The organism is Metallumcola ferriviriculae, assembly GCF_035573695.1.
Taxonomy (GTDB): Bacteria; Bacillota; JADQBR01; order JADQBR01; family JADQBR01; genus Metallumcola; species Metallumcola ferriviriculae.
The window spans coordinates 2336099-2361099 of record NZ_CP121694.1 but is presented as its reverse complement, the minus strand read 5'-3'; the positions used below and the strand labels follow the sequence as shown (position 1 = coordinate 2361099).

General features: G+C 44.2%; 24 protein-coding genes and 1 tRNA gene. 23 read left to right on the top strand and 2 right to left on the bottom strand.

Going from position 1 to position 25001, the window contains the following annotated elements:
- Positions 1–12: 12 nt before the first annotated feature.
- Positions 13–867 carry a hypothetical protein gene (locus MFMK1_RS11805; protein WP_366921906.1) on the bottom strand — a complete coding sequence of 285 codons (855 nt, stop codon included), beginning with the start codon at positions 865–867 and terminating at the stop codon, positions 13–15.
- Between the two features lie 227 nt (positions 868–1094).
- Between MFMK1_RS11805 and MFMK1_RS11800 the strand changes: the two genes are divergently transcribed.
- From MFMK1_RS11800 to MFMK1_RS11745, 12 genes are all read left to right on the top strand, one after another.
- On the top strand, positions 1095–2072 hold the full coding sequence (locus MFMK1_RS11800) for a DnaD domain protein (RefSeq protein WP_366921905.1): 978 nt from the start codon (positions 1095–1097) through the stop codon (positions 2070–2072).
- 120 nt (positions 2073–2192) lie between these two features.
- Entirely contained in the window at positions 2193–3557 is a 1365-nt protein-coding gene (locus MFMK1_RS11795) for a replicative DNA helicase (protein ID WP_366921904.1), read from the top strand.
- A complete protein-coding gene (locus tag MFMK1_RS11790) occupies positions 3554–3889 on the top strand; it encodes a hypothetical protein (protein ID WP_366921903.1) in 336 nt (111 codons plus the stop codon). Before MFMK1_RS11795 ends, MFMK1_RS11790 begins: the two co-directional genes overlap by 4 nt.
- A gap of 198 nt (positions 3890–4087) precedes the next feature.
- Positions 4088–4807 carry an N-acetylmuramoyl-L-alanine amidase gene (locus MFMK1_RS11785; RefSeq protein WP_366921902.1) on the top strand — a complete coding sequence of 240 codons (720 nt, stop codon included), beginning with the start codon at positions 4088–4090 and terminating at the stop codon, positions 4805–4807.
- A gap of 262 nt (positions 4808–5069) precedes the next feature.
- Entirely contained in the window at positions 5070–5345 is a 276-nt protein-coding gene (locus MFMK1_RS11780; protein WP_366921901.1) for a FeoA family protein, read from the top strand.
- Positions 5305–7149 carry a ferrous iron transport protein B gene (gene feoB, locus MFMK1_RS11775; RefSeq protein WP_366921900.1) on the top strand — a complete coding sequence of 615 codons (1845 nt, stop codon included), beginning with the start codon at positions 5305–5307 and terminating at the stop codon, positions 7147–7149. Before MFMK1_RS11780 ends, feoB begins: the two co-directional genes overlap by 41 nt.
- A 23-nt stretch (positions 7150–7172) precedes the next feature.
- Complete coding sequence (locus MFMK1_RS11770; protein WP_366921899.1) at positions 7173–7316, top strand: DUF7577 domain-containing protein; 144 nt, start codon at positions 7173–7175, stop codon at positions 7314–7316.
- A 163-nt stretch (positions 7317–7479) separates the two neighbouring features.
- Positions 7480–8202, top strand: a complete 723-nt coding sequence (locus MFMK1_RS11765) for an HAD family hydrolase (RefSeq protein ID WP_366921898.1) — start codon at positions 7480–7482, stop codon at positions 8200–8202.
- A gap of 102 nt (positions 8203–8304) precedes the next feature.
- Positions 8305–10335, top strand: coding sequence for a transglycosylase domain-containing protein (locus MFMK1_RS11760; RefSeq protein WP_366921897.1), 2031 nt, complete (start codon positions 8305–8307; stop codon positions 10333–10335).
- A 41-nt stretch (positions 10336–10376) separates the two neighbouring features.
- Entirely contained in the window at positions 10377–11153 is a 777-nt protein-coding gene (locus MFMK1_RS11755; RefSeq protein WP_366921896.1) for an SIR2 family NAD-dependent protein deacylase, read from the top strand.
- Positions 11154–11383: 230 nt separating this feature from the next.
- Positions 11384–11989, top strand: coding sequence for a phosphate propanoyltransferase (gene pduL, locus MFMK1_RS11750; protein WP_366921895.1), 606 nt, complete (start codon positions 11384–11386; stop codon positions 11987–11989).
- Positions 11990–12238: 249 nt separating this feature from the next.
- Positions 12239–12436 carry a hypothetical protein gene (locus MFMK1_RS11745; RefSeq protein ID WP_366921894.1) on the top strand — a complete coding sequence of 66 codons (198 nt, stop codon included), beginning with the start codon at positions 12239–12241 and terminating at the stop codon, positions 12434–12436.
- Positions 12437–12576: 140 nt separating this feature from the next.
- Here the strand turns inward: MFMK1_RS11745 and MFMK1_RS11740 are convergent.
- Positions 12577–12653 (bottom strand) — tRNA-Arg (locus MFMK1_RS11740).
- 290 nt (positions 12654–12943) lie between these two features.
- On the opposite strand from MFMK1_RS11740, the gene kamA reads away from it, so the two are divergent.
- From kamA to mce, 11 genes are all read left to right on the top strand, one after another.
- On the top strand, positions 12944–14212 hold the full coding sequence (kamA, locus tag MFMK1_RS11735) for a lysine 2,3-aminomutase (protein ID WP_428846271.1): 1269 nt from the start codon (positions 12944–12946) through the stop codon (positions 14210–14212).
- 19 nt (positions 14213–14231) lie between these two features.
- A complete protein-coding gene (gene ablB, locus MFMK1_RS11730) occupies positions 14232–15149 on the top strand; it encodes a putative beta-lysine N-acetyltransferase (RefSeq protein ID WP_366921893.1) in 918 nt (305 codons plus the stop codon).
- A 325-nt stretch (positions 15150–15474) separates the two neighbouring features.
- On the top strand, positions 15475–16083 hold the full coding sequence (locus MFMK1_RS11725) for a DUF3786 domain-containing protein (protein ID WP_366921892.1): 609 nt from the start codon (positions 15475–15477) through the stop codon (positions 16081–16083).
- 112 nt (positions 16084–16195) lie between these two features.
- The gene (locus MFMK1_RS11720) at positions 16196–17035 is read left to right on the top strand and encodes a nuclease-related domain-containing protein (RefSeq protein WP_366921891.1); all 840 of its coding nucleotides are present in this window, start codon (positions 16196–16198) and stop codon (positions 17033–17035) included.
- A 2-nt stretch (positions 17036–17037) separates the two neighbouring features.
- A complete protein-coding gene (locus MFMK1_RS11715) occupies positions 17038–18306 on the top strand; it encodes an adenosylhomocysteinase (RefSeq protein ID WP_366921890.1) in 1269 nt (422 codons plus the stop codon).
- Between the two features lie 211 nt (positions 18307–18517).
- Positions 18518–20221, top strand: coding sequence for a sigma 54-interacting transcriptional regulator (locus tag MFMK1_RS11710; RefSeq protein ID WP_366921889.1), 1704 nt, complete (start codon positions 18518–18520; stop codon positions 20219–20221).
- Between the two features lie 137 nt (positions 20222–20358).
- A complete protein-coding gene (gene sucC / locus MFMK1_RS11705) occupies positions 20359–21465 on the top strand; it encodes an ADP-forming succinate--CoA ligase subunit beta (RefSeq protein ID WP_366921888.1) in 1107 nt (368 codons plus the stop codon).
- Between the two features lie 12 nt (positions 21466–21477).
- Positions 21478–22344 carry a succinate--CoA ligase subunit alpha gene (gene sucD / locus MFMK1_RS11700; protein WP_366921887.1) on the top strand — a complete coding sequence of 289 codons (867 nt, stop codon included), beginning with the start codon at positions 21478–21480 and terminating at the stop codon, positions 22342–22344.
- Positions 22345–22446: 102 nt separating this feature from the next.
- Complete coding sequence (locus MFMK1_RS11695) at positions 22447–24126, top strand: acyl-CoA mutase large subunit family protein (RefSeq protein WP_366921886.1); 1680 nt, start codon at positions 22447–22449, stop codon at positions 24124–24126.
- Between the two features lie 12 nt (positions 24127–24138).
- Positions 24139–24534, top strand: coding sequence for a cobalamin B12-binding domain-containing protein (locus tag MFMK1_RS11690; RefSeq protein ID WP_366921885.1), 396 nt, complete (start codon positions 24139–24141; stop codon positions 24532–24534).
- 62 nt (positions 24535–24596) lie between these two features.
- Entirely contained in the window at positions 24597–25001 is a 405-nt protein-coding gene (mce, locus tag MFMK1_RS11685; RefSeq protein ID WP_366921884.1) for a methylmalonyl-CoA epimerase, read from the top strand.

The following is a 25001-nucleotide window of genomic DNA, read 5'->3' as shown; positions in this document are numbered from 1 at the left end:
TAGGAAATTTCGTTATGTTTTTACGCCTTCCGTGGCTTTATCACGTATCTGTTGTACTTTCCAGTGCCAATAGCTATTGTAGTAGAGACGTAAAATAAAAGGGTGCTTCTGCCAGGGAATATCATCCCCCATTAGAGTCATGTAAAGGGCTAAAGCTTGCTTTACCAGGTCGGGGAGAGGATGGTTTTCAATTATGCTTTTCAATACCTGGCATATTTGTTCCTTTTTTTTCGGTGTAAGCAATTGCTGCAGATGGCGACTGAGAAAGGGAGTGGCTCCTATATTTTCATCGGTGGGTGGAAAACTTACCACCGCAGCTGGGGAGAAATAAGCACAGCGCATTTGCGACAGGTCTGCCAAAACTTCCGCGCCGTTTGCAAAAGTTTCCACATCATCTAAGACTGTAATGGAGTCAAACGGTATGCGCAGGTTCTCTTTCACCTGTAGGGCGATGTTATCGGTATGCTTCATGTTTCTTAAGGTACGCGCGGCATCTTTAGAGTTTACAGTGGTATTATCAGTAATGCACTTCAAAGTGTCCTTAATTAAGTTTCTTAGGGTGGCGAGAAAAGAAACTTGTTTGCTAAAAAAGTCTTTCTCTAGGCAAGCATAGAGGTAGTTTCTTTCGAGAGGCACGGCAAATTTTGTCAGCGCATGATAGATATGCGGCGAATGCCGTAGAAAAAAACCTTTCATAACGCTGTAATTGATTTTTTCTTGACGCCAATGATAATTAAAAAAGAGGACTTCCAGAGTGTTTATCGGTTCTTGGTCCAACAATTGATAAAAGCGGTAGACGGAAAATCGGTCTGCTGACGGCTGCTGGGTTAAAAAAATTCTATCAAAAAGAGTTTCAAGTTGCTCCACGTTTCAACGCTCCCTTAAATAAAATTTATGCAAGTCTGCGGGTCCATTCCTAAGTGCTTTCTTTTCAAATGAGTGTTGGAAAGATTTATTGTAGCAGAAGCAAGAAGTTAAAACTGCGAAGGATTTACGGCAAATTAAACTTCCTAGTGTTTAGTCTGTCGTTTAATGAACTGGTTATTCATGGTATAATGTCATTACAGTTTTTCGGGATGGAGGGACCCTATTTTATGGAATCCACATCACCCCTCAGCTTATTGATGGAGCAGGGGGCAACATTTGTGCCCAATATTTTAATAGAAAATTACACCCGCTTGGGTTTGGATGAGCGTGATGTAATGGTAATTATTCAACTACTCAGGTTTAGACAATCTCAAAATCAGCGGCGACCGCTGCTTAAAGTGCTCACTCAATGCTCCACTATCGCCGAATCCGAAATGAAAGAAATACTATCTCATTTGGAGGAGAAGGGGATTATCCGACTGATGTCAATTCAGGATGACCAGGGGCGGTGGTCTAAAGTTTACATGTTGGACGGGCTTTATGAGCGACTTCAGAGCTTGTTTAATAGAAAAGAGGATAATGTTGGACGGGAGGAAGAATTTGACCGTTTGGCGAAGCTTTTTAGCCAGGTGGTTGGTCTGCCCGTAGCGCCCAAACACGAACGGATGATTATTCAATGGCTTTACGAATATGAGTTTGCGTTGGAACTGGTAGAATATGTCTTGATTGAATGCTGTGAAAGAAGTGGTGTGTGGCAGAAGGACTGGCGGATAAAGGCCGTGATGGAAAGTTTATATAATGCGGGTTTTAAGTCGGTATCAGAGGTTAGGGATTGGTTTCTCACCTATGACCAGGATTATTATTGGATTAACAAATTTGCCCAAGTATTGGGTCGGCCAATAAAAAGTAATCCGGAAAAAAGTGCTTTGAGGCGTTGGTCATCTGAATGGGGATTTTCTGATGAAATGATCGCTTTGGCGCTGGAAAAGGGCTGCCTGGCTGCATCCCAACCCAGTTTTAATTATATTGAAACTATTTTAAAAAGTTGGCGGGAGAAGGGTATTTCAGACCCTGAGCATGTAAATTCCGAAGAAGAAGCCCATCAGGCGAAAAAGTCGAAACGACGTGACAAGCAGGCGGACAAGCTTAGTGTAAAAAGAAACATACCAAAGATTGACCCGGAAACAGGTATGGTAATTACTTAACTGTTTGACGGCAATCTTGGGGCAAGTTAGATGTGCAGGCGGTTAAGCCCACATATGGTAATTACTTAACTGTTTGAGGAAATAGATAAGATGGAGTAAGCACGGAGGATGGTGAAAAAGGTGAGCGTCCCGCAAGAGGTGATGGAAAACAAACTCTATGATGCTGAAGCGGAAAAACGGATGCTGGCAGCTATGATGAACTCCGAGGAGTGTTTGATAGAGGCAATTAACACTTTGACTGCAGAGCATTTCTATCTTCCTAAGCATAAGTTGATCTTCGATATGATCACTTCTTTATATAGAAAAAGCATTAATCCCAGTTACTTTGAATTATTAAAAGAAGTTAAGAAACATTCTTTATTCAAAAATACCGCTGAATTTGAAGAATTAAAGGAAATTGCTGAGTTTTTCATCGGTGAAGGTAATATCAAGTATTGGATCGGTGTCATAAAGGATCGCTATCGGCTGCGTAATTTCTACCGATTTTTGACTAAAAATCTAGAAATGGTGCAAAAAGGCCGGGAAGAGACCAGTGATTTATTAATGAAGGCCGAGGATGACCTGACTAACTTAGTGGCCTTAGAGATAGACGAAACGGGTGATATGCCACAGGATCTGGCCAATTATGGGTTGGAAGAAATCGAGAAGAGAAGGAAACGTTTTTTGGAGTTTAATGCCAGGGGCGAATACCCTTTGGACGGATTGGACACTGGCTATAAACTTCTCAACCAGTGTTGTATGGGATACAAGCCCGGGGATTTAGTTATTCTTGGTGCCCGTACCGGTCACGGCAAGACGGCTTGGAGTATGAACTTGGCTGCGACTGTGTCAGTATTGGCCAAGGAAACCGAACCAATCCTCTATCTCAATACTGAAATGAGCAAGCAGCAGATTGCACTGCGTTGGGCATCGCTGCTCAGTACCGTGGAACAGCAGCGTATCCGCTTCGGTAATATTTCTGATAAAGAATTTTTGAATATTTCTAACGGTTATAATCAGCTTTATAACAGCCGATTCTACTCTCAGGCGGTGCCAAAACTTACGCCGGAGAAATGTGTTTCGATAGCACGAAAGTATAAGGTACAAAAGGGTATTAAAATGATTATTGTAGATTATGTCGGGCGGATGGAGAAATTGTCTGACAATATGAAGGAATTCCAGATGTTGGAAATGATTATGCGTACATTGAAAACCCTTGGCCAAACATTGGATATTGCAGTTGTCGCTTTGGTACAGCTTAATGATGACGGAAGCTTACAGGGTGCTAAGCGAATGAAAAACGAAGCGGATTTAATGCTTAAACTGGAGCCTATTACCTATGAAGAGGCCAACGAAAACCAGGAACTACAAGATGTGGCGGCAAACTACTGGATTAGGATTGATAAAAATAGAGACGGCCCGGGTGGAATAGATATCCCTATTCTTTTTGATAAGAAGACTATGATTATGTCTGACCCCATCGCAAAGGGCGGCGGAGGCCATTGAAAGAACAGCAGACTCAGATGTTTCTCAGACAGCGTTGGCAGGGGTTATTGGTGGCCCTTCCCAATATCTTGTTAAGAAAAGAAGAACAAGGTATTATTTCTAAAAGAGAGCTGGATTATTTTTTTTCCTGTCTTGAGCAGTTAACGGGAGATGAGGTGCCCGCCGTTTTGAATTTGCTTGCGGATTATGAAACAAAACTGGACGAGCTTTCCGCTAAAGAGGAAACTGCCATTCGTGAAATTATCAATGGTTCCGATTGGAGCGACCGGATGGGAGAAAGAGGCGTGGCAGTAGCGATAAGGACAGTTTTAGAATTAACTAAGGAAGATTAATAGAGAGAGAGTGCTGTCGACAACCTGAGGTGTCCATCTAACTTGGCGGCCCGGGCAGGGCAGTTACCTTGGTTTGTTAACTTTCTGACAACCGATGTTATTGGAAGTAAGGGAAGTAAACTATTTTCCTCCTTCAACATAAGATGGAATGCGCGTTGGTTTATCGGCCATTTTCATTTTAAACAGGGAGGTATTTTTATGTTAATTGGGATAGACCCCGGACATGGGGGAAAGGACCCCGGTGCAACCAATAATGTACTCAACCTTCAGGAAAAACAAGTCACTTTGGCTATTTCCCTATGGCTTAAGGATTTTCTTCAGTATAATAACCTAGAAACGCTGTTAACTCGGGAAGAGGATGTGTATTTAACCCTGCAAGAGCGGGCGACAATGCTTAATAAAGCTGCAGTTGATTATATTATCAGCGTTCATATCAACAGTTCCACATCTTCCGAACCTAACTATCTTAGCAGCCACATTATTGCCAAGGGGGGACAGGCAGAGCAGCTGGCGGGTAAGCTGCAGAACGCTTTGGTAAAGGAAATGGCTTGGCCTGATGGCGGTGTCCAGGCGAGCAACTTTTACATGCTTCGCGAGACAAAGGCTCCGGCAGTACTGGTGGAATTAGGATTTATTTCTAATTCGGAAGCCGCGAAGCAGCTGCAAAAAGATGCAGTAAGGCAAAAATTGGCCACGGCGCTGGCAAAAGGTATGCTCCAGCAGTTAGGTAAGCCATATACCGAACCAGGCAGCCGTTTTGTTGATATTCAGGGGCATTGGGCAAAAGACAGCATCCTTTGGGCGGTGAAACAGGGTCTGCTCGTAGGAATATCTGATAGCCAATTTGCGCCGGACCAACCGATAACCAGGGCTCAGTTGGCGGTGGTACTGCGGCGGATGTACCAACAACTGGGATAGAATACTGCCTAACTTGGCAAGGGTGAACAGAGGCGCTTGAAATAATTGATAGACAATGTGGGCTTAATTAAGAAACTAGCAGTGGCGAGGTCAGTCGCAGTATAAAATAATTATCTATGTTAGATAAGCAATAAATTTTATTTTTAGTAAATGTCAGAAAAATAGCTTGAAAAGTGAGAATTATTATCATAGAATAATAGTAGGATTAATTGGTTTTTTTATAACCATTCATTGATAACAGTTATCATCGGAGGTGCCAAAATTGACACTAGATCAAGCTCGTAAAGGAGCAGCTTATCAAATTAAATCGATTCCCACGGGAAAAGTGCAGGCTCAGGCAATTCGTTTCGGCCTTTCTCAAGGAGAAATTATTACCTGTGGTGAAGTTATTCCGCTGGGACCGATAATTGTAAATAAAAATCGACAGGAAATCGCCGTTGGGCGGGCCCTGGCAAAGAAAATCACTGTGGAACCGGTAGCGCAGGAGGTGAAAGACCATGCATTGTCACGATCTGGCAGATCACTTAAATCTACCTAAAGATGCAAGAAAGATTGTGCTGGCTGGAAACCCAAATGTGGGTAAGTCAGTTATTTTCAATGCTATAACCGGGTTATATGTGGATGTATCTAATTTCCCCGGTACCACATTGGATATCTCCCATGGGATGTTTAACAAAGATGTAATCATAGACACGCCTGGTGTTTATGGCATTTCTTCTTTTAATGATGAGGAAGTGGTGGCCCGGGATGTGATTTTAGGCGCCGATATGGTGATTAATGTTGTGGATGCCGTGCATTTGGAGCGCGACCTATTTTTGACCCAGCAAATTATCGATACCGGTATTCCCATGATAGTGGCATTGAACATGGTGGATGAAGCTGAAAAGAATGGTATCAAGATAGATGTCGATTTACTCAGTGACCTGTTAGGTGTACTGGTTATTCCTACGGTAGCCGTGCGAAAAGAGGGTTTTGATCAACTGCGTCAGTCAATTGGCAGTGCCCGGCCGGGCTTAATTGATCATCACCTAAAAAGGAAATTAACTAAATTGGTGGATAGGGTAGGTAATCAGGGGGATGCACTGCTGATATTGGAGGGTGATGCTCATGTCGCCCAGCGACACGGTTTAGAGCCGGGCACGATGCAGGATAGCATTTATGTACAGCGCCGGCATCGAGTCAACGATATTGTCGGACATGTTGTTCGTGATACCAATCAAGGTGCTTCATTTTCCACCCGCTTAGGTCGGTGGATGATCTACCCGTGGACAGGTATACCTATTTTGGCAGCTGTATTATGGGCGATGTATGAAATAATCGGTGTGTTTATCGCTCAGACAGTAGTAGGTATCACCGAAGAAACCATTATGCAGGGTATGTATGAACCGTTTATAAGGAATTTGTTGGTGCCATTAATCGGGCAGGAAGGTATTATTGCCAAGCTGCTTATTGGCGAATTTGGTGTCCTGACTATGACCGCAACTTATATTCTTGGATTGTTGCTGCCTTTGGTGGTGGGATTTTATTTCGCGCTTTCCGCTATGGAAGATTCGGGTTATCTACCGCGCCTCGCTGCTTTGGTGGACCGGCTGCTCACCGGGATTGGCCTTAATGGCCGTGCGGTAATCCCCATGATTTTGGGCTTTGGCTGCGTGACCATGGCCACAATCACCACCAGACTTTTAGGTTCAGACAGGGAAAGACGTATTGCTATCTTTCTCTTGGCCCTCGCTATCCCATGTTCGGCGCAGCTGGCAGTGATTGTTGGTATGCTTGCCGGTCTTGGGCCCAGTTATATCGCTCTCTATGTGGCGGTAATCTTTATCGTGTTGGTGGTTGTGGGAACAGTCCTCAACCGGATTATTCCCGGTGAGTCTACTGATTTATTAATTGACCTGCCGCCTCTTCGCATACCGCGTTTGGAAAATGTGGTGAAGAAGACTGTTACCAAGACTACCATGTTTTTAAAAGAAGCGACGCCGCTCTTTGCTCTTGGCGCATTGATCATTGGTGTCATGCAGATTACCGGTGTGCTTGCTGTAATACAGGATGCGGTGGCTCCTTTGACGGTTGGTTGGCTGCAGCTGCCTAAAGAAACATCGACGGCATTTATTATGGGCTTTGTCCGTCGTGATTTTGGAGCAGCTGGATTATATGGCTTAAACTTGACACCGCTGCAAACAGTAGTTTCATTAATAACTATTACAATTTTTGTGCCTTGTATTGCATCAGCCATGGTTATCTTTAAAGAACGTGGACGTAAAGAAGCTGTAATAATCTGGGTGACAATCTTGATGATCGCTTTCTTTGTCGGTGGATTGGTATCTCAAGTCCTGATGTAAATGTTGGTAAGGAGGTCATTTTGGTGGCTAAGGGTAAGATAGTAACCTGCCCTCAATGCGGGGCTGATGTCGATGCTGATAAGTACCAACGTTGTCCGCGTTGTAATCATTTGCTGCTTCACGGTGGAGATTGTACTGGATGCGGTAAGTGCCTGCTAAAGAAATAGCTAAACAATAAAAGCAATTTTATCGCTAGGGCGCATTAAGGAAATCGTTTGAGTAACCGCTGCTTGCAAATTTAGGCAGCGGTTCATTTATGCTCAATGTTAACAATTTATTGCCCGGTAGAAATTTGTACTGTAAACTGTTGGTAAGAGAGGGGAGAGAACATTGGCTGATGGTGCAATAATCTTTGATTTTGATGATACTTTGGTAGCCACTAATGCGGTATTTGATGAGGCAAAGGTCCGCTTCAAGCAGTTGATGGTTTCTCAAGGTCTGGATATGCCCAATCTGCTTGATGTAGTCAACCGTTTTGATATTGATATGGTTACCAAGTACGGCTTTGTTAATGAATGTTTTCCTAAAGCACTGGTGCAGGTTTACCGATATTGCAGCAAAAATAAACGAGCAGGTATTTGTGAGTCAATGGAAAAGGAAGTTGAGCAAGTCGGGTGGTGGGTTTTTCGCCAAGCTCCGATAGTGAAAGAGGGGTCTCGGGAAACTCTGACATTGCTAAGGGAAGATTATCACATGATATTGGTTACTAAAGGTGAAAAAGCTCACCAAATAGAAAAACTAAAGGAAAGTGGGCTGGAGCACTACTTTCAAAGTGTGTTGGTGGTTGGAAAAAAGGATCCCTATCTCTTTACTGAGCTGGCTCAATCTAACGCATTCCCATTAGATAAGGTGTGGTCTGTGGGTAATAGTATCAAATCGGATATCAATCCGGCACTGCGTGCGGGGCTGAATGCGGTGCTGCTAAAAGCGCCAACATGGGATTTTGAGCATGAAACGCCACTCCTACCCGTACCGGAAATAGAGGAGATTTCCCAACTTCCTGGGATTTTGTCCCAGGCTTCATTACATTCTGCCGGCCATACTGCCCCCTGACAACGCGGGTTTTTCCTTTATATCCTTTTTGAGTAAAGAATAGCTTCATCGGGAATAATACTTGCTTAGTAAAGGACCGTCAGAGACGGGAGGAATGCACCGGTGAGGCAATTGGGATATAAGCATATAATAAACCTGTCACTATTGTTTCTGCTTACTGCTCTTACTATTGTTGGCTGCGGACTGGCACGACCTCTACCGAAACCGGAAATACCGGAGACAACGGTAATCTTAGACAGCGCGGGTAATGTTATCGATACATTGTTTGAGGAAAACCGAATCGTTATTAGCGATGATAAAATACCCGCTTTGATGCGCCAGGCACTGGTGGCTGTGGAGGATGAAAGATTTTATCAGCATCATGGTTTTGATTTAAATGGTATTGCCCGGGCAATATACCGTAATGTCAGGGCTTGGGATGTGGTAGAGGGAGGGAGCACCCTTACCCAGCAGTTGGCTAAAAACTTATACTTGACTCATGAGCGTACCTTCACTAGAAAAGTTAAAGAAGCACTTCTGACAGTGGAATTAGAACGTACTTATACCAAAACAGAAATTCTCAATATGTATCTTAATTTGGTTTATTTCGGGCGGGGTGCATATGGCATAGAAGTAGCTTCTCGCCGTTATTTCGGCAAAAATGCAGAGGACTTGACTTTGGAGGAAGCGGCCACCTTAGCGGCACTGCCCCGAGCACCAAGTTATTACGATCCTTTCAAAAGACCGGAGAAAGTTAAAACAAGACGCAATTTTGTTCTCAATAAAATGGTTGAACTGAATTTTATTTCCGCTGAACAGGCGGATGCGACGAAAGAGAAACCTTTAAAATTGGCATCATTGGAAGTGGAAGACAAAGCGCCGTACTTTGTCCAGGAAGTAATCGGTCAATTATCGCAAAAATTACCAGAAGAATCTATCTACCGAGGCGGGCTGAAAGTATATACTACTCTTGATCTGAGGATGCAGGAATCGGCGCAGCAGGCGGTCAAGGAAGTTCTTGCCGAGCAGGACCCTCAACTGCAGGCAGCGCTGGCAGCAATAGATCCAGCTACCGGCTATGTCAAGGCATTAGTGGGTGGGCGGAACTTTGAGGAAAGTCAATTTAACAGGGCCACCCAGGCACGCAGGCAGCCGGGGTCTTCTATGAAGCCGTTTTTATATGCTGCTGCCATTGACAGAGGATATACTCAGGCGACGACAATTCGTTGTGAACCGGTGGAGTATCCCCTGCCCAGCGGAGAGGTCTATAAACCTGAGGATTATGGAGATGAGCCGTATCACTACCGGGAATTTACTTTACTGGAGGCGCTGCAGCATTCCGACAATGTGGTGGCAGTGAGGTTAAACTATCTAATGGGTCCTGAAGCTTTGGTACAGGAAGCTAAAAATATGGGAATTACCACGCCGTTACAGCCATACCTTTCATTGGCCTTAGGCTCAATTGGGTTGACGCCGTTGGAATTAGCCCGGGGATATGCCACTTTAGCGGCAGGGGGAATCAAAACGGACCCCATATTTATCAAGAAGGTAGTCGGCGAAGAAGATGATGTAATACTAGAACATAAGCCTAAAAGAGCTGTGGCCTTGTCAAAAAGCACGGCATATTTGGTTACAAATATGATGGAAAGTGTGCTCGAACCAGGAGGGACGGCGTCTAATTTACGACAATATCTTACCCGGCCCGCGGCAGGTAAGACAGGAACAACAGACAAATATAGAGATGCTTGGTTTGCCGGCTTTACGCCGCAATTATCAACAGCGGTTTATGTGGGCTTTGATGATCAGAGTCGATCCATTTGGCTGCCAGGTGGGCGGGTGGCCGGCCCAATTTGGGCTAAATTTATGGCGAAAGCGATGGAAAACCAACCAGTGAAAGCATTTTCCGTGCCGAATAATATTGTCAAGATTGATATTTGTCTGGATTCAGGTCTACGAGCCACTCAGTACTGCCCCAGGGTTAAAACCATGAGTTTTATTAAAGGGACGGAGCCGAAGCAATTTGATAATACCCATGACCCGAGCCGGAACTGGAATAATTCTAGTAGTGACAAAGAACAAAAAAGAAACCCGGGACAGGGTAAAAAACAAAATGGCTTGTTAGATTGGCTGCAAAGATTAAGAAACATGTATTAAGCGGGAATGAGGATAAGCATATGGGAGGGAAATAGCCGCTGTTGGCGAATGTAGAACAAAAGAATGGGGAGGGTGCCATGGAGTATCAAGAGAGGTTGAAAAAAACTGCGGATTTGATGATACAAGCCAGTAGGGCCTTTGCGTTGACGGGTGCAGGAATTAGTACGGAAAGCGGTATTCCGGATTACCGCAGCCCGGGTAAAGGACTTTGGGAAAAAGTCAATCCCTTAAAAACCGCTTCAGCCAGTGCGCTGCGTCATAATCCAAAAAAATTTTATCAAGACACCATTTCCCACTGGCGGACATTTGCTGATGCCCAGCCTAACAGGGGGCATCGTGCGCTTAAAGAAATGGAAGATGGGGGTCTCCTCTTAGGCATAGTTACGCAAAACATTGATGGACTGCATTATGCAGCCGGTTCCAAAAGCGTGTTAGAGGTTCATGGTCATATGCGCACTGGCCATTGCCTGGAATGCGGCGATAGGGTGGACTTTTCAAAAGTTACCGAACAACTGGACAATGGAATTAATCCGCCAAGATGTCACTGTTCGGGCATTTTGCGCCCCGATGTGGTATTGTTTGAGGACCCGATGTCTCATGATTTCTTTCGGGCGACTAAGGTTTTATCCGGTTGTGACCTTTTGCTGGTCGCTGGAACCAGCCTACAGGTTTACCCCGTGGCCTCGCTGCCGCAGCTGGCACGCCAACTGATTATCGTTAACAATACTCCCACCAGTTATGATGAGTCTGCTGCAGTAATCTTTAGGGAGAGTATCGGCGGGGTACTTTCGGATTTACAAAGTATGTTGTGTCAGTGAAGATTCGCCCACCTACTATGCTGGTGGCGGAAGTTAAATGGGCACAATTTGAATAGACACACTATTCAAATTGTGCGTCAAAGCTGAAAATTTTCTATTTTAGAACATATTTCCCTTCTCTTGAAGCCTGTCGCCAACGGTAGTATAATAAGGGCAAATGGTAGCTAGTTGTCCTTGAATGGTAGAAAATAGATGGTGAATGGTTGAACGGTAATTGGGGGGGGAAGCTAATGAGAACAGCTACAGTATCTATTGGCGTATCAAATCGCCATGTTCATCTGAGCCCGAAACATTTGGAGATGTTGTTTGGTAAAGATTACTCTTTAGCTGAAGTGAAGGATCTGGGACAACCGGGACAATTTGCCGCTCAGGAAACCGTCTCGCTGGTTGGCCCGAAAGGTATTGTGGAAGGGGTTAGAGTGCTTGGCCCCATTAGGAAAAGTACTCAGGTTGAAATTTCCCGTACAGACTCCTTTAGGCTGGGTATCAAGGCTCCGGTAAAAGAGTCGGGCGATTTGGCAGGTACCCCGGGTTGCATGTTGGTGGGTCCGGCAGGGACAGTCAGTTTGTCGGAAGGCGTGATTATTGCTGTGCGTCATATTCACATGTCGCCAAAAGAAGCTAAACAACTAGGTTATAAGGACTGTGACCGGGTAAGCGTATTGGTGGAAGGGGAAAGAGAACTTTGCTTCCACAGTGTAATAGTGCGGGTTCATCCCGATTTTCGTTTGGAAATGCATATTGATACTGACGAAGCCAACGCATCGATGCTTGCTACAGGTGACCAGGTGAAAATTTTAGGCAGAACCCAGGATGCGCTGGATTTAGTAGGGTGAGCATCCCTCTGAAGCTATGCTAAAACCGGGAGTCCTCGGCATATTTTTGGATAAGCGGAGCCATGGGGACGGTTCGAGCGTCCCCGTAGCGTAGCGAAGGGCCGGAGGGAAGACGATGGAACTGTCCCCGTGGCATATAGCTAGAAGAACCTGCCTCTTTTACCTTGATGCTTGATGCAGGAAATAATGGTAAAAATAACGAATAGGAACGAATAAGATTGATATATCAAATGGTTTGGAGTGTAAAATATGCGCATACCGGTTTGTGACCGCTGCAAAACCAAAGATGTATCCGGTGTGATTTGCCGGCACTGTGATACCAGCTACTGCTATGACTGCTTGGATGCACATCCGCCGGACATGCGTCTCTGTCCTGAATGTGAGGATTTTCTCTGTCAAGAATGCTATCAGGGTATGGTTAAGTGCGACCGGAAAAAGAAAGGGTAGCAAAGAATAAAACAAATCATTTAGTAACTCAAAGTGAGAAGACTGGAAAATAGCGAGAAGACTGGAAAGCGAGAAGTCTAGAAAATTAAGACGGCAAGGGTGGGCACCCTTGCCATTATTATATACTAGTATGTAGAACTTGGCGCGCCCGGCAGGATTCGAACCTGCGACCTCCGGAATCGGAATCCGTCACTCTATCCGACTGAGCTACGGGCGCCAGCAAGAAATATTATATCGCACCGATAAGTAAAAGTCAAAGTGAAAATATGGCAGTGTTTCAGGTATTAAGTTTACATAATACTAAGTATGGTAAACCTTAAGCTTGTTAATCCACTGATATAGGTTACTGAGCCATCTTAGGATGAGAGAGCGGCTTTGTAAATTGATGCTTTTATTGGTAAAATAATTTTGGTAAGTAACTGAAAGACTTAAAATTACGGTACAGGAAATACTAAAAATGTGCCAGGGTTTTAAGTCTTTTTTTCATGAATATTTGGAGGCGAGAGAATGATGCATGAACTCAAGAAAGCACAAATCTGGCAAGATGTCCCTGACCAGCAATGGCTGGATTGGCACTGGCAGGTAAGAAACCGAATTGACAACTTGGAGGATTTGAAAAAGGTTATTAATATTCCCAAAGAAGAGGAAAACGACATCAACAAGGCATTGGAATCCCTTCGGATGGCTATTACGCCGTATTATGCCAGTTTAATGGAAAGAGATGATCCGGAATGTCCAGTGAGGAAGCAAGCGGTACCTGTAGCTTGGGAACTTAAGGAAACCGATTATGATTTGGAAGACCCTCTCCATGAAGATGTAGACTCTCCTGTTCCAGGGATTACTCATCGATATCCTGACAGGGTACTCTTTTTGGTTACTGACCAGTGCTCCATGTACTGCCGACATTGTACGCGACGGCGTCTGGCCGGGACCACCGATACAATGATGCCGGAAGAACAATTGGAAACGGCATTGGATTATATCAAAAGAACCCCGGTTATTCGCGATGTACTGCTTTCAGGCGGTGATAGTTTGCTGATTTCTGACGAACGGTTAGATTACCTGCTAAGCCGACTGAGGCAGATTGAGCATGTAGAAATTATCAGATTGGGAACCCGTACCCCCGTGGTTATGCCTATGCGGATTACCGACGAGCTCTGCCGGGTGATAAAAAAGTACCACCCAATTTATATTAATACGCACTTTAACCATCCCCATGAGATTACTCCCGAGGCGAGGGAGGCATGTGCCAAACTGGCAGATGCCGGGGTGCCGCTGGGTAACCAAACGGTACTTTTGAAAGGTATCAATGACTGCCCATATATTATTAAGGACTTAAATCATCAGTTGCTTCTTAACAGAGTGAAACCGTACTATCTCTACCAATGCGACCTGTCACCGGGCATTGAGCACTTCCGTACCTCGGTATCCAAAGGCATTGAAATTATGGAAATGCTCCGGGGACATACATCTGGTTTGGCAGTACCAACCTTTGTAGTAGATGCTCCCGGCGGTGGCGGTAAAATTCCCGTTAGCCCTCAGTACATGATTTCTCAGTCCGATGATAAAGTAATTCTAAGGAATTATGAAGGTGTGATTTGCGCTTATGGACAACCGGGGGAAGGTGATAATGGTGGTGCCTGTGAAGACTGTGAGACATGTAAATGGCTGTCTCATAAGGACCCGGTTGGTCTGGCAAAGCTTTTTGCGGAGAAGAGACTTAGCCTGACACCTAAGGGTAACTTGAGGGAAAAAAGACGCAAAACTTACTGTTAAAATTATAAAGGGTGAGATAATGAATAATCAAACGGTATTTATAAACGATAAGGAACAAGTGTCTTTCTTTGGCGACGCTTATGGGTTTTCATGGACCGCCGAAGATGACCGCTGCAGTCTCAATGTGTATTTGGATTTTCCCAATGAAAGATTAAAGGTATTGGATTATGACGGTGATGCTGATGCCGTGTCTCAGCGACTGATGGCCCTAGGAAGAAAAAATCAGGTTAGTAAAATTTTGTTTAACGTTTCCGCAAATTGGCAGGAATTTAGTGCAAGAGGGTTTATTAAGGAAGGAGAAATCCCCGGGTATTTTAATGGAGAGACTGCACACTGCCTCTCATATTTTCTTTCCGAAGAACGAAGGCGTAGCCCCTTTGTGGAAGAGGAAAAGTCAATTCTAGATAAGGTATTGGCGGAAGCCCCTAACTTTAACGATAGCGAAGATAAATATACGTCTCAGTGGGATGTGGTAACGGGCAGCGAAGAGTACGCACCGGAATTAGCTGAGTTTTACGACGGTACTTTTAAAACTTACCCTACACCATTGAATGATCCGGAATATGTAAAGCAGATAATGGATAACCATGTAGAATTTTTACTAGTGTTGGATGAGGGCAAGATAATCAGCAGTGCTTCTGCGGAAAGGAATTTCAATTATAACAATGCAGAGATGACTGATTGCGCCACCTCTCCCGATTACAGGGGCAGGGGATTAATGCGCTTCATATTGGACAGGTTAGGCGAAGATATGCAGAAAAAGGGACTACAGGTAATTTACAGCTTGGCAAGGGCCCGCTCAACAGGGATGAATATGGTGTTTCGCAAACTAGGATATGATTTTAAAGGTCAGTTTATTAAAAACTGTCACATATGTGGTAAATTTGAAGATATGAACCTATGGGTGAAGGTACTTAGTCAAAAACCGTTATCTTAAAGAGGGTATCCAAACAGTCCACCGCAGTTGATTGGCGAATTTTCTGCGCTGAATTGTAAGTGTTTCCGATCACAACCATTCTTTTTCGCGAACTTGGGACTGCTGGCGTACGTCACCAATACGCTTTGCGTTTCTTAAAGAAGACTCGCCAGTTTTGCTGGCTTCGCACTTATACCCGGAGGGTGAGAGAGAATCCAAAAGGGCCCTTTTGGGCCCTTTTGGATTCTCTTTACCTAGCTAATTTCCTATCAAGGAAATTTTTTTTCATTTATGATATACTTTTAAATGGTTATGTAATTTTAGAAAATACTGGAGGGTAATATCAATGACTGGATCAAATTTGGATGTTACTTTAACAGAAGCGCTTACCCAACTTAGAAAGGCCAGTCCCAAAGATGTTTCGGACAGGGCCGGGGTTGAATTTTTAGCGGAGCAAGGGCTGTTTCGTTTAAAATACTTTAACAGCGGCATAGATATTTCTTATCCTGACGGCAAATTTATTAATACTGAACTTCCTTTGATTGAGAGAATTCTCATTTTGCATTACTTGGTTGCGGCGTCGGGAAACCCAATAGAAAAGGATTATATCTCCTTTAAAGAGCTGCCCGGCGGAGAAATTTATAATACTCCCTTTACTAATCGGTCTATCCGTCCGTTTTTACAGTTATTTGGCAGCAGCCCTGAAGAATTTCGTGGTGCCGCAACAAACCTTGGCGGCAAACCTGAGACTTTAGGTGATGTGAGTTTTACATTTGCTGCTTTACCGCGGGTGCCGGTGACCGTGGTTCTTTGGGAAGGGGATGAAGAGTTTGACGCTTCCGCTAATATTCTTTTTAACCGTTCCGCGTCGGGTTACTTACCAACTGAAGATTTTGCTTTTTTAGCCGGTTTGACGGTATCTAAGTTAAAATCATTGGCCGAAGCTGAGCGATAGTTTGATTTAAATTAATGAATTATGTGTCGTTGATAAAAATGGGTATTAATAGGGGGTTACCCTCCTTACAATGCTTAATTTTATTTATTAGTCCAGCAGGGGGAGCCGGTTAATGTCACAGCATCTAAATGAACAGGTAGGCGAGATTGAAGAGAAGATAACCTACTATCAGCATGAAATTGAAAAACTAGATAATCAGAAAAACTTTCCCTTTGTCTATATCGTGGTGGCCATTCCGACCACTATTGTTTTCATTATTCTAGTGATAATATCCAACGGACTATTAGATTTCACTTCAGGAATTACCGGTGCTTTGTTTTTCTCCTTACTCATCACCTGCGCCTACTTGGTACTATATCAGCCCAACAAAGATGAAATACGTCGCCAGCTAGTACATAACATCAAATCCTTGCGCCGGAAAAAGAATATGCTGGAAGCTGGTATGCGAGGCGAACAAGCGGTGGCGCATCACCTTAGTTGGCTGCCCAAGTCTTTCGTGGTGATCAATAACATTCAGTTACCCAGTAAGAAGTATCAAGCTCAACAAATGGACCATCTGGTGATTGGACCTAAGGGTGTCTTTCACCTTGAAACGAAGACAATCAACGGTATGGTGGTAATTTCACCCAATGGCGATTGGTCTACCATTAAGGCGGTACACAACAGTGTTCTGCGTGAAGGCATGGAAAGTCCCCATCATCAAGTCCAACGCCACGAAAGGGTGCTAAGAGAGTTCTTTCGGGAAAACTTCACCGGTTGGAAAATACCTTTGATATCTGCGGTGGTAATGGCGCATCCTAAAAGCATCATTGAAGGAGAAGACCCTCGGTTAACGGTAATAAAGAAGGATAAACTTTTAGACTTTATTAATGATGATCATCTGAATGACCAATTAAGCGAACAACAGGTAAATCAGATTGCTCTAAAATTTGCTACACACAGTTTGGGTTAAGCATGAAGGAGGGTACAAAATTGGCTGAATTTATGATTAAGGATATTAACTTAGCTCCGCAGGGATTGAAAAAGATTTCTTGGGCTGCCAGTCACATGCCGGTTCTTTCCAATATGGGCGATGAATTGGAGCAAATAAAACCCTTTGCGGGAAAGAAAGTAGTTATTTGTTTACATTTAGAGGCAAAAACGGGCTATTTGGCGATGACTTTGCAACGAGGTGGTGCTAAAGTAGCGGTAGTTGCTTCAAATCCGCTATCCACCCAGGATGATGTGGTGGCCGCTTTGGTCAAGCAGGGTATCACTGCGTATGCCTGGTATGGAGCGACCGGAGATGAATATCGTCTGCATCTTAACAAAGCGCTGGACTTTGAGCCGGACTTGATAGTTGATGACGGTGGTGACCTGGTATCCTTACTCCATGGTAAGCGGCGCGATGTTCTGCCTGGTGTAGTCGGGGGCAGTGAAGAAACCACTACAGGGATTTTAAGGCTTAAGGCCATGGAAAAAGAAGGAACGTTATCATTCCCGATGATGGCGGTGAATGATGCCCTATCAAAGTATTTGTTTGACAATCGCTACGGCACCGGACAGTCCGTATGGGATGGGATTAATCGCACTACAAACCTAGTGGTCGCAGGGAAAAACGTGGTAATAATAGGCTATGGATGGTGTGGCAAGGGTGTGGCCATGCGTGCCAAGGGGATGGGTGCTAGGGTATTAGTCTGTGAAATTGATCCAATTAAGGCAAACGAAGCGTTGATGGATGGATTTCAAGTTATGCCGCTAATTGAAGCATCGCCGTTGGGTGATTATTTTGTTACCGTTACAGGAAACAAATCTGTAATTCATCGGGCACATTTCCAGGTTATGAAGGACCAGGCCATTTTAGCAAATGCCGGGCATTTTGACGTAGAGATTGATAAAGTTGCCTTAGAAGAAATGTCCCAAGAGATGGTGGTGGTGCGGCCTAATGTACAGCAGTATAGGTTTAGTGATGGCAGGGCTTTAAATTTGCTGGCAGAAGGAAGATTGGTTAATTTGGCCGCGGGGGACGGTCATCCAGCTGAGATTATGGATATGAGTTTTGCCCTGCAGGCAAAATCACTTCAATATATTTTGGAAAGTGGCGATCAATTAAAAGCCGGAGTGCATAAGGTGCCTGAAGTGATTGATAAAGGTGTCGCGCAGCTTCGGCTGCAAGCCCTGGGATATGAAATTGATCAACTTACTGAAGAACAAAAGAAATACCTTGATAGCTGGGAGCTTTAATACACTCCATATAGGTTGTACCGGACAAATAGGTTCGGTGCAACTTTTTTTGCTAATGGACCTTGTATACATGTATACAAGAAAAATATCACTGTGGAAAGCAGGAATTCTTCTAATTATTACGAAAGTTCTAATAAATACATGCATAAACTTAATCACCGCAAAGAACAAAAAGACCTAAATTTCTTTAACTCCGGGGAGAGGATAGATTATGCAGCTTTTTCGCGTGGGACTTGTTGGTGCTGGGAAGGGCGGCAGCGCCATATTTAAAATGCTGAAAGAAGTAAGAAAGGTTAAGATTGTAGGCGTGTGTGATACTAATCCCAATGCACCTACTATTGCCATGGCAAAAAAAGAAGGCATTTTTGTCACTACTGACTTGAAAAAATTATTAGCCTGGGAAAATATGGATGTATTGTTTGAAGCGACAAACAACAGTGAGGTCCAACAACAAATAGACCAGCTTAAAGCACCAGGCACGGCCGTGATTGAAGCTCAAGCAGCTAAATTGTTTGTTTCGTTGCTGGAGGAAAAGGAGGAATTGCTAGAGTTTAAAAGGTTAAAGGGAGAATTGGAAACGATTCTCAACTCAGTTCAGGAAGCAATCGAAGTCGCAGATAATACAGGCATCATCAAGTATGTCAATCCTGCATTTACCAGGGTGACAGGTGTTTTGGAAACTCAGCGTATTAATAAAAATATTTTCAAGGTTTCTCCTCACGGTGCATTGGCTCAAAGCTTGGTCTCGCAAAAACCGGTACATGGGCATCGCACTAAAGTGGGCGGTTCCGGAGTCGAAGTAATTTCTAATTCTGCGCCAATTTTAGTTGATGGGAAGATTGAGGGCGCAGTTGTAGTATTTCAGCCAATTACGGATATTATAAAGTTAATGGAAGAACTGCAAAAGTCAAACACTATCATCGAAAATTTATATGCACGAATTGGTCAGATTACCGGTAGCAAATATAATTTCGATGATCTTATCGGTCGCAGTAAAACATTCAAAGCAACGATGGAGATGGCTAAGAAATCCGCTCGAAGTGATTCCACAGTACTGATTACCGGTGAAAGCGGTACCGGGAAAGAGCTTTATGCTCATGCTGTACACCAAGCCAGCCAGAGGCGGGATAAGCCCTTTATCAAAGTGAACTGTGCCGCTATCCCGGAAAGTCTCTTGGAAAGTGAATTCTTTGGCCACGAGAAAGGCGCTTTTACTGGGGCGGTTCGCACCAAACTGGGCAAAGTGGAACTGGCAAATGGCGGTACTTTGTTCCTAGATGAAATAGGTGATATGAACCTATTTTTACAGGCAAAACTATTGCGTGTCATTCAAGATAGGGAATTTGAAAGGGTAGGTGGGACCCAAACAATCAAAGTCAATGTGCGTTTTATTGCTGCTACTAATCGGAAGTTAAAATCCATGGTCAGGAAAGGCACTTTTCGGGAGGACCTTTACTATCGATTGAATGTTGTGGAATTGTCCGTCCCGCCGCTTCGGGAGCGTAAGGATGACATACCGGTATTAACCGAGTATTTGATTATTAAGTTTAATCGTAAGTTGGGAAAGAAAGTTAAAGGCGTGTCTCCTGAAGCACTTCAGCTTTTGGTAAGTTATGACTGGCCGGGCAATGTTCGGGAACTGGAAAATGTCTTGGAACGTGCCATGGTAGTGGTGGAGGAGAATGTACTGACTCACCATCAACTATCTCAATATATTGGTCAGTTTGACTCGTTAAGCAGCAATAAGTTTGCCGAGGTGATGCCCTTAGATAAAATGGAACAGATAATGTTAAGAGCCGCAATGGCACGCTACGGTGAAACGCTGGAAGGAAAAAAGAAAGCTGCCCAAGCGCTAAATATTTCTTTGGCTACGCTATATAATAAACTAAAAAAATATCGAGCAAATCTGGGCTAATATATGTTGTTTTTTTGTGCTTTCGTCAGGTTTTAATTATTAGAAACATTTTTAAATTCAAAATTGGGGAAAGGGGGCGTAAATTAGACAATTAGGCAATAGTGGGTTTTGGTTACTAAATCTAAGGAGGGATATACTTGAAATTGTTCGAATATATGGGAAAAGAATTGTTTGACAAATATAATATTCCTGTTCCTAAAGGGGGCGTGGCTGGCACCCCGGAGGAAGCAGCAAAGCAAGCTGAGAACTTGGAAGAGGCGGTTGTTAAATCACAAATTTTATCCGGGAAAAGGGGTAAAGCCGGAGGCATCAAATTTGTGTCCGGTAAGGAACATGCCCGGCAAGCTGCAGATGAACTGCTGGGAATGGAGCTGAAAGGATTAAAGGTAGAGAAGGTCCTCGTAGAGGAAAAACTTCCCATTGAGAAGGAATTCTACTTGGCTATTACTCTTGACGGCACTTTAAAAAAACCCATTATCTTGGCTTCCGTTGAAGGTGGAATGGATATTGAGGATGTGCCGGAAGAAAAAATGGTTCGTCATCCAATCAACACCAATCTTGGTGTGCAGCCATATCTGGGAAAAGATATAGCTGACAGACTGGGGTTCAGCGGTAACCAGGCAAAACAATTTGCCAAGATTTTGGCTAACCTCTATCAAGCATTTAAGGAATTGGATGCAGAATTAATGGAAATCAACCCATTGGTGCTGGCAGCAGATAAGCTGATAGCGGCAGATGCCAAGGTGACCATTGATGATGATGCTCTTTATCGCCATAAAGACCTGCCAAAGGTCGAAGAACGCACCGATGCGGAGAAAAAGGCCTACGCTTTAGGTTTATCCTATGTAGAGCTTGACGGTAACATCGCCATCATGGCTAACGGGGCTGGAATCACCATGGCAACTTTGGATATCATCCAACATTATGGCGGCGCACCAGCAAACTTCTTAGATGCTGGTGGTGGAGCGGGCGTTGAGGCCACAGCGAAAGCATTGGAGATATTACTATCTACCAACCCCAAAGCTATACTTATCAATATTTTCGGCGGCATAACTCGCTGTGATGATGTGGCCACCGCATTCATTACAGTGAAGAAGCAGCGGAAAATACCAGTCCCGGTGGTTATCAGGCTAGTTGGTACCAACGAGGACAAAGGGGTGCAGATATTAAAAGATAATGGCATTGAAGCATTTGGAACAATGGATGAGGCTGCAAAAGCGGCAGTTCAGCTAGCAACCCAATAAGGAGGGATCAGAGTGGCGATTTATATTGATGACAATACCAAAGTCCTTGTACAGGGAATGACAGGCAATCAAGGTACATTTCATTCCCAACAGATGTTAGCGTACGGTACAGACCTAGTGGCAGGGGTATCGCCGGGTAAAGGCGGTCAAACAGTAGAAGGAAAGCCCGTGTACAATACTGTTCGCAGTGCGGTGACCAATCACCAAATTGACGCATCTATTCTTTTTATTCCTGCTCCTTTTGCCAAGGATGCCGCCTTAGAGGCACTGGATGCCGGTATAAAAGTGGTGGTATGTATTACCGAACATATTCCCGTACATGATGCCATGGAAATCATGGCATTCGCGAAAGAAATGGACGCAACTGTAGTCGGTCCCAATACATTCGGTCTCGTATCTTCAGGTAAATGCAAAATAGGCATTATGCCCAACCAATTCTTTATTCCCGGTAATGTAGGCGTTGTCGCCCGCAGTGGGACCCTCAGTTACGAAATAGTCGGAAACTTGACCGCCGCTAAAATGGGCACCAGTACGGTGGTTGGCCTGGGGGGCGACCGGGTGGTAGGGCTGAACTTTATTGATGTATTGAAAAAGTTCGAACAAGATACCGAAACCAAGGCAGTGGTGATGGTTGGTGAAATCGGCGGTAGTGCGGAAGAGAACGCAGCTGAATACATTAAAGGTAATATTTCTAAGCCCGTAGTTGCCTACTTGGCCGGTAAAAGTGCTCCTGCGGGGAAACGCATGGGTCATGCAGGGGCTATCATTGAAAGAGGCAGAGGTACTTTTGAAGGAAAGGTTAAAGCCCTGTCTGCTGCCGGTGTTAAAGTCGCCGAACTGCCATTTCAAGTTCCACAAATATTATCGGAAATACTTTAATTTACTGGTAAGTAAAGTCATTAGGTGCTATAACCATTGGATGGAGAGTATTAAGAACATTGTATACTTTTCATCTGATACTGTACATCGGAGGTGGAAAACATGTATGATAAGAAAGGTTTAGATAAAGTGAAACAAGCTAAGGAACAGTGGGATGAGACCACTGTGCAAAAGACTGTCAGCCGTTTTCCCGAACGAAAGGAAAACTTTGAGACTGACTCAGGCATTCCCATTGAACGATTGTATTCGCCGGACCTTTTGGAAGATGCTGATTATCAAAGAGACCTGGGTATGCCCGGTCATTACCCTTATACTCGCGGGGTCCAACCTACCATGTATAGAGGTCGGTTCTGGACCATGCGCCAATACGCCGGATTTGGTACTGCCGAGGAGACCAATCAGCGTTTTAAGTATCTTCTTGAACAAGGGCAGACCGGCTTAAGCGTTGCCTTTGACCTGCCAACTCAAATTGGCTATGACTCCGACCATTCTTTGGCTCGAGGTGAAGTGGGTAAAGTAGGAGTAGCTATTGACTCCCTAAAGGACATGGAAATTCTTTATGATGGTATTCCCTTGGAAAAGGTGAGCACCTCTATGACCATCAATTCACCGGCAGCAGTTATTTTGGCCATGTATATTGCCGTGGCTGAAAAACAAGGGGTTACGCCGGAACAACTATCAGGCACCATTCAGAATGATATTCTTAAGGAATATGTGGCTCGCGGTACATACATTTTTCCCCCTGAGCCATCAATGAGATTAATTACTGATATTTTTGAGTACTGCGCTAAGGATGTTCCCAACTGGAATACCATTAGTATCAGTGGTTACCATATTCGTGAGGCCGGTGCAACAGCTGCTCAGGAAATAGCCTTTACTTTAGCCGACGGTATTGCTTATGTACAAGCCGCTATTGATGCCGGGTTAGATGTGGATGAATTTGCACCGCGTTTATCGTTCTTTTTTAATGCTCATCTCAATTTCTTCGAGGAAATAGCCAAGTTTCGGGCAGCTCGGAGGGTTTGGGCCAAAATTATGAAAGAGCGTTTTGGTGCTCAAAACAAAAAATCTCTGATGCTGCGCTTCCATACCCAAACTGCCGGTGTGACATTAACTGCTCAGCAGCCGGATGTCAATATCATGCGGGTTGCTTTTCAAGCGCTCAGTGCGGTATTAGGAGGTACCCAATCTCTGCACACCAACTCTAAGGATGAGGCATTGGCTTTACCAAGTGAAGATGCGGTATTAATAGCTTTAAGAACCCAACAGGTTATCGCCCATGAAATAGGTGTCACCGAGACGGCTGATCCCTTGGGCGGTTCATTTTTCGTAGAAAAACTGACCAATGATATCGAAGATATGGTCTTGGATTATATTGAGAAGATCGATAAATTGGGTGGAGCAGCTAAAGCGATAGAAAAAGGATATATGCAAAAGGAAATCCAAGAAAGTGCTTATAAATACATGCAAGAGATAGAAAGCAACGACAAAGTTGTAGTTGGGGTAAATAAGTTTAAGATGAGAAAAGATACCCCCACCGACCTGCTCAAGGTAGACCCGGCAGTGGCCCAGAGACAGTGCGATAAAATCGAACAGGTAAGGCAGGAACGTAGCCAGCAGGAAGTTGCTGAGACCTTGAAAGCTCTACGCAACGCTGCTCAATCAGATAATAACCTAATGCCGTATATTATTGCTGCGGTTAAGGCATATGCCACCCTAGGTGAGATATGCGGCGTACTGCGGGAAGTATTTGGCGAATACCAGCAGCAGGTAGTAATTTAGGGAGGGATTAGTGTGGATAAACCAATTCGTGTGCTTATTGCCAAAGCCGGCCTGGATGGGCATGACCGAGGCGCCAAGGTAATAGCCCAGACTCTTAGGGATGCGGGCATGGAAATAATTTATACCGGCTTGCGGCAGACTCCCGAAAAGATTGCTGAAGCCGCTATTCAGGAGGATGTTCAGGTCGTGGGTATCAGCAGCCTTTCTGGTGCCCATATGCACTTATTTCCACCGGTAGTAGAACTGCTGCGGGAAAAAGGTGCCAATGATATTCTAGTTGTTGGCGGGGGTGTTATACCGGAAGATGATATTCCGTACCTTAAAGAAGCGGGTATTGCAGAGATTTTTACTCCTGGGGCATCAACAAAAGAAATAGTAAAGTTTATCATGGAGCATGTTGAATTTTAGGAAAAGTGAGAACGTTGTAGCCCAAGGATGCTTTTTATCAAGTGGTGAAGGAGGGAGACAGTTTGATAAAAAAAATTGATCATGTGGGTGTTGCGGTGAAGAGCATTGAGGAAGCAAAGGCCTTTTACCAAGATGTATTAGGAATGAAGGTAGCCGAAATTGAAGAAGTGGCCGATCAGAAGGTAAAAGTGGCTTTCATGCCCACAGGGGACAGCGAGGTGGAGCTCCTTGAATCTACAGACCCTGATGGACCTATTGCCAAATATATTGCTGTTAAGGGTGAGGCGATTCAACATATTGCTTTTCGCGTGGATAATATAGAAGTAGCTCTGGCAGACTTAAAAGAAAAAGGTGTTCGACTTATTGATGAAAAACCACGTAAAGGTGCCGGGGGCGCTAAGATTGCCTTTATTCACCCTAAGGCATCTTTTGGTACTTTGGTAGAAATTTGCGAACGTGAAGATTAG

Bases quoted from the DNA above. Each gene is read 5' to 3' on its own strand.
- MFMK1_RS11695 (WP_366921886.1), top strand. From the start codon at position 22,447: ATGTATGATAAGAAAGGTTTAGATAAAGTGAAACAAGCTAAGGAACAG.
- MFMK1_RS11720 (WP_366921891.1), top strand. From the start codon at position 16,196: ATGTCACAGCATCTAAATGAACAGGTAGGCGAGATTGAAGAGAAGATA.
- pduL (WP_366921895.1), top strand. From the start codon at position 11,384: ATGAGAACAGCTACAGTATCTATTGGCGTATCAAATCGCCATGTTCAT.
- MFMK1_RS11800 (WP_366921905.1), top strand. From the start codon at position 1,095: ATGGAATCCACATCACCCCTCAGCTTATTGATGGAGCAGGGGGCAACA.
- MFMK1_RS11745 (WP_366921894.1), top strand. From the start codon at position 12,239: ATGCGCATACCGGTTTGTGACCGCTGCAAAACCAAAGATGTATCCGGT.
- MFMK1_RS11785 (WP_366921902.1), top strand. From the start codon at position 4,088: ATGTTAATTGGGATAGACCCCGGACATGGGGGAAAGGACCCCGGTGCA.
- kamA (WP_428846271.1), top strand. From the start codon at position 12,944: ATGATGCATGAACTCAAGAAAGCACAAATCTGGCAAGATGTCCCTGAC.
- MFMK1_RS11710 (WP_366921889.1), top strand. From the start codon at position 18,518: ATGCAGCTTTTTCGCGTGGGACTTGTTGGTGCTGGGAAGGGCGGCAGC.
- ablB (WP_366921893.1), top strand. From the start codon at position 14,232: ATGAATAATCAAACGGTATTTATAAACGATAAGGAACAAGTGTCTTTC.
- MFMK1_RS11725 (WP_366921892.1), top strand. From the start codon at position 15,475: ATGACTGGATCAAATTTGGATGTTACTTTAACAGAAGCGCTTACCCAA.
- MFMK1_RS11715 (WP_366921890.1), top strand. From the start codon at position 17,038: ATGAAGGAGGGTACAAAATTGGCTGAATTTATGATTAAGGATATTAAC.
- feoB (WP_366921900.1), top strand. From the start codon at position 5,305: ATGCATTGTCACGATCTGGCAGATCACTTAAATCTACCTAAAGATGCA.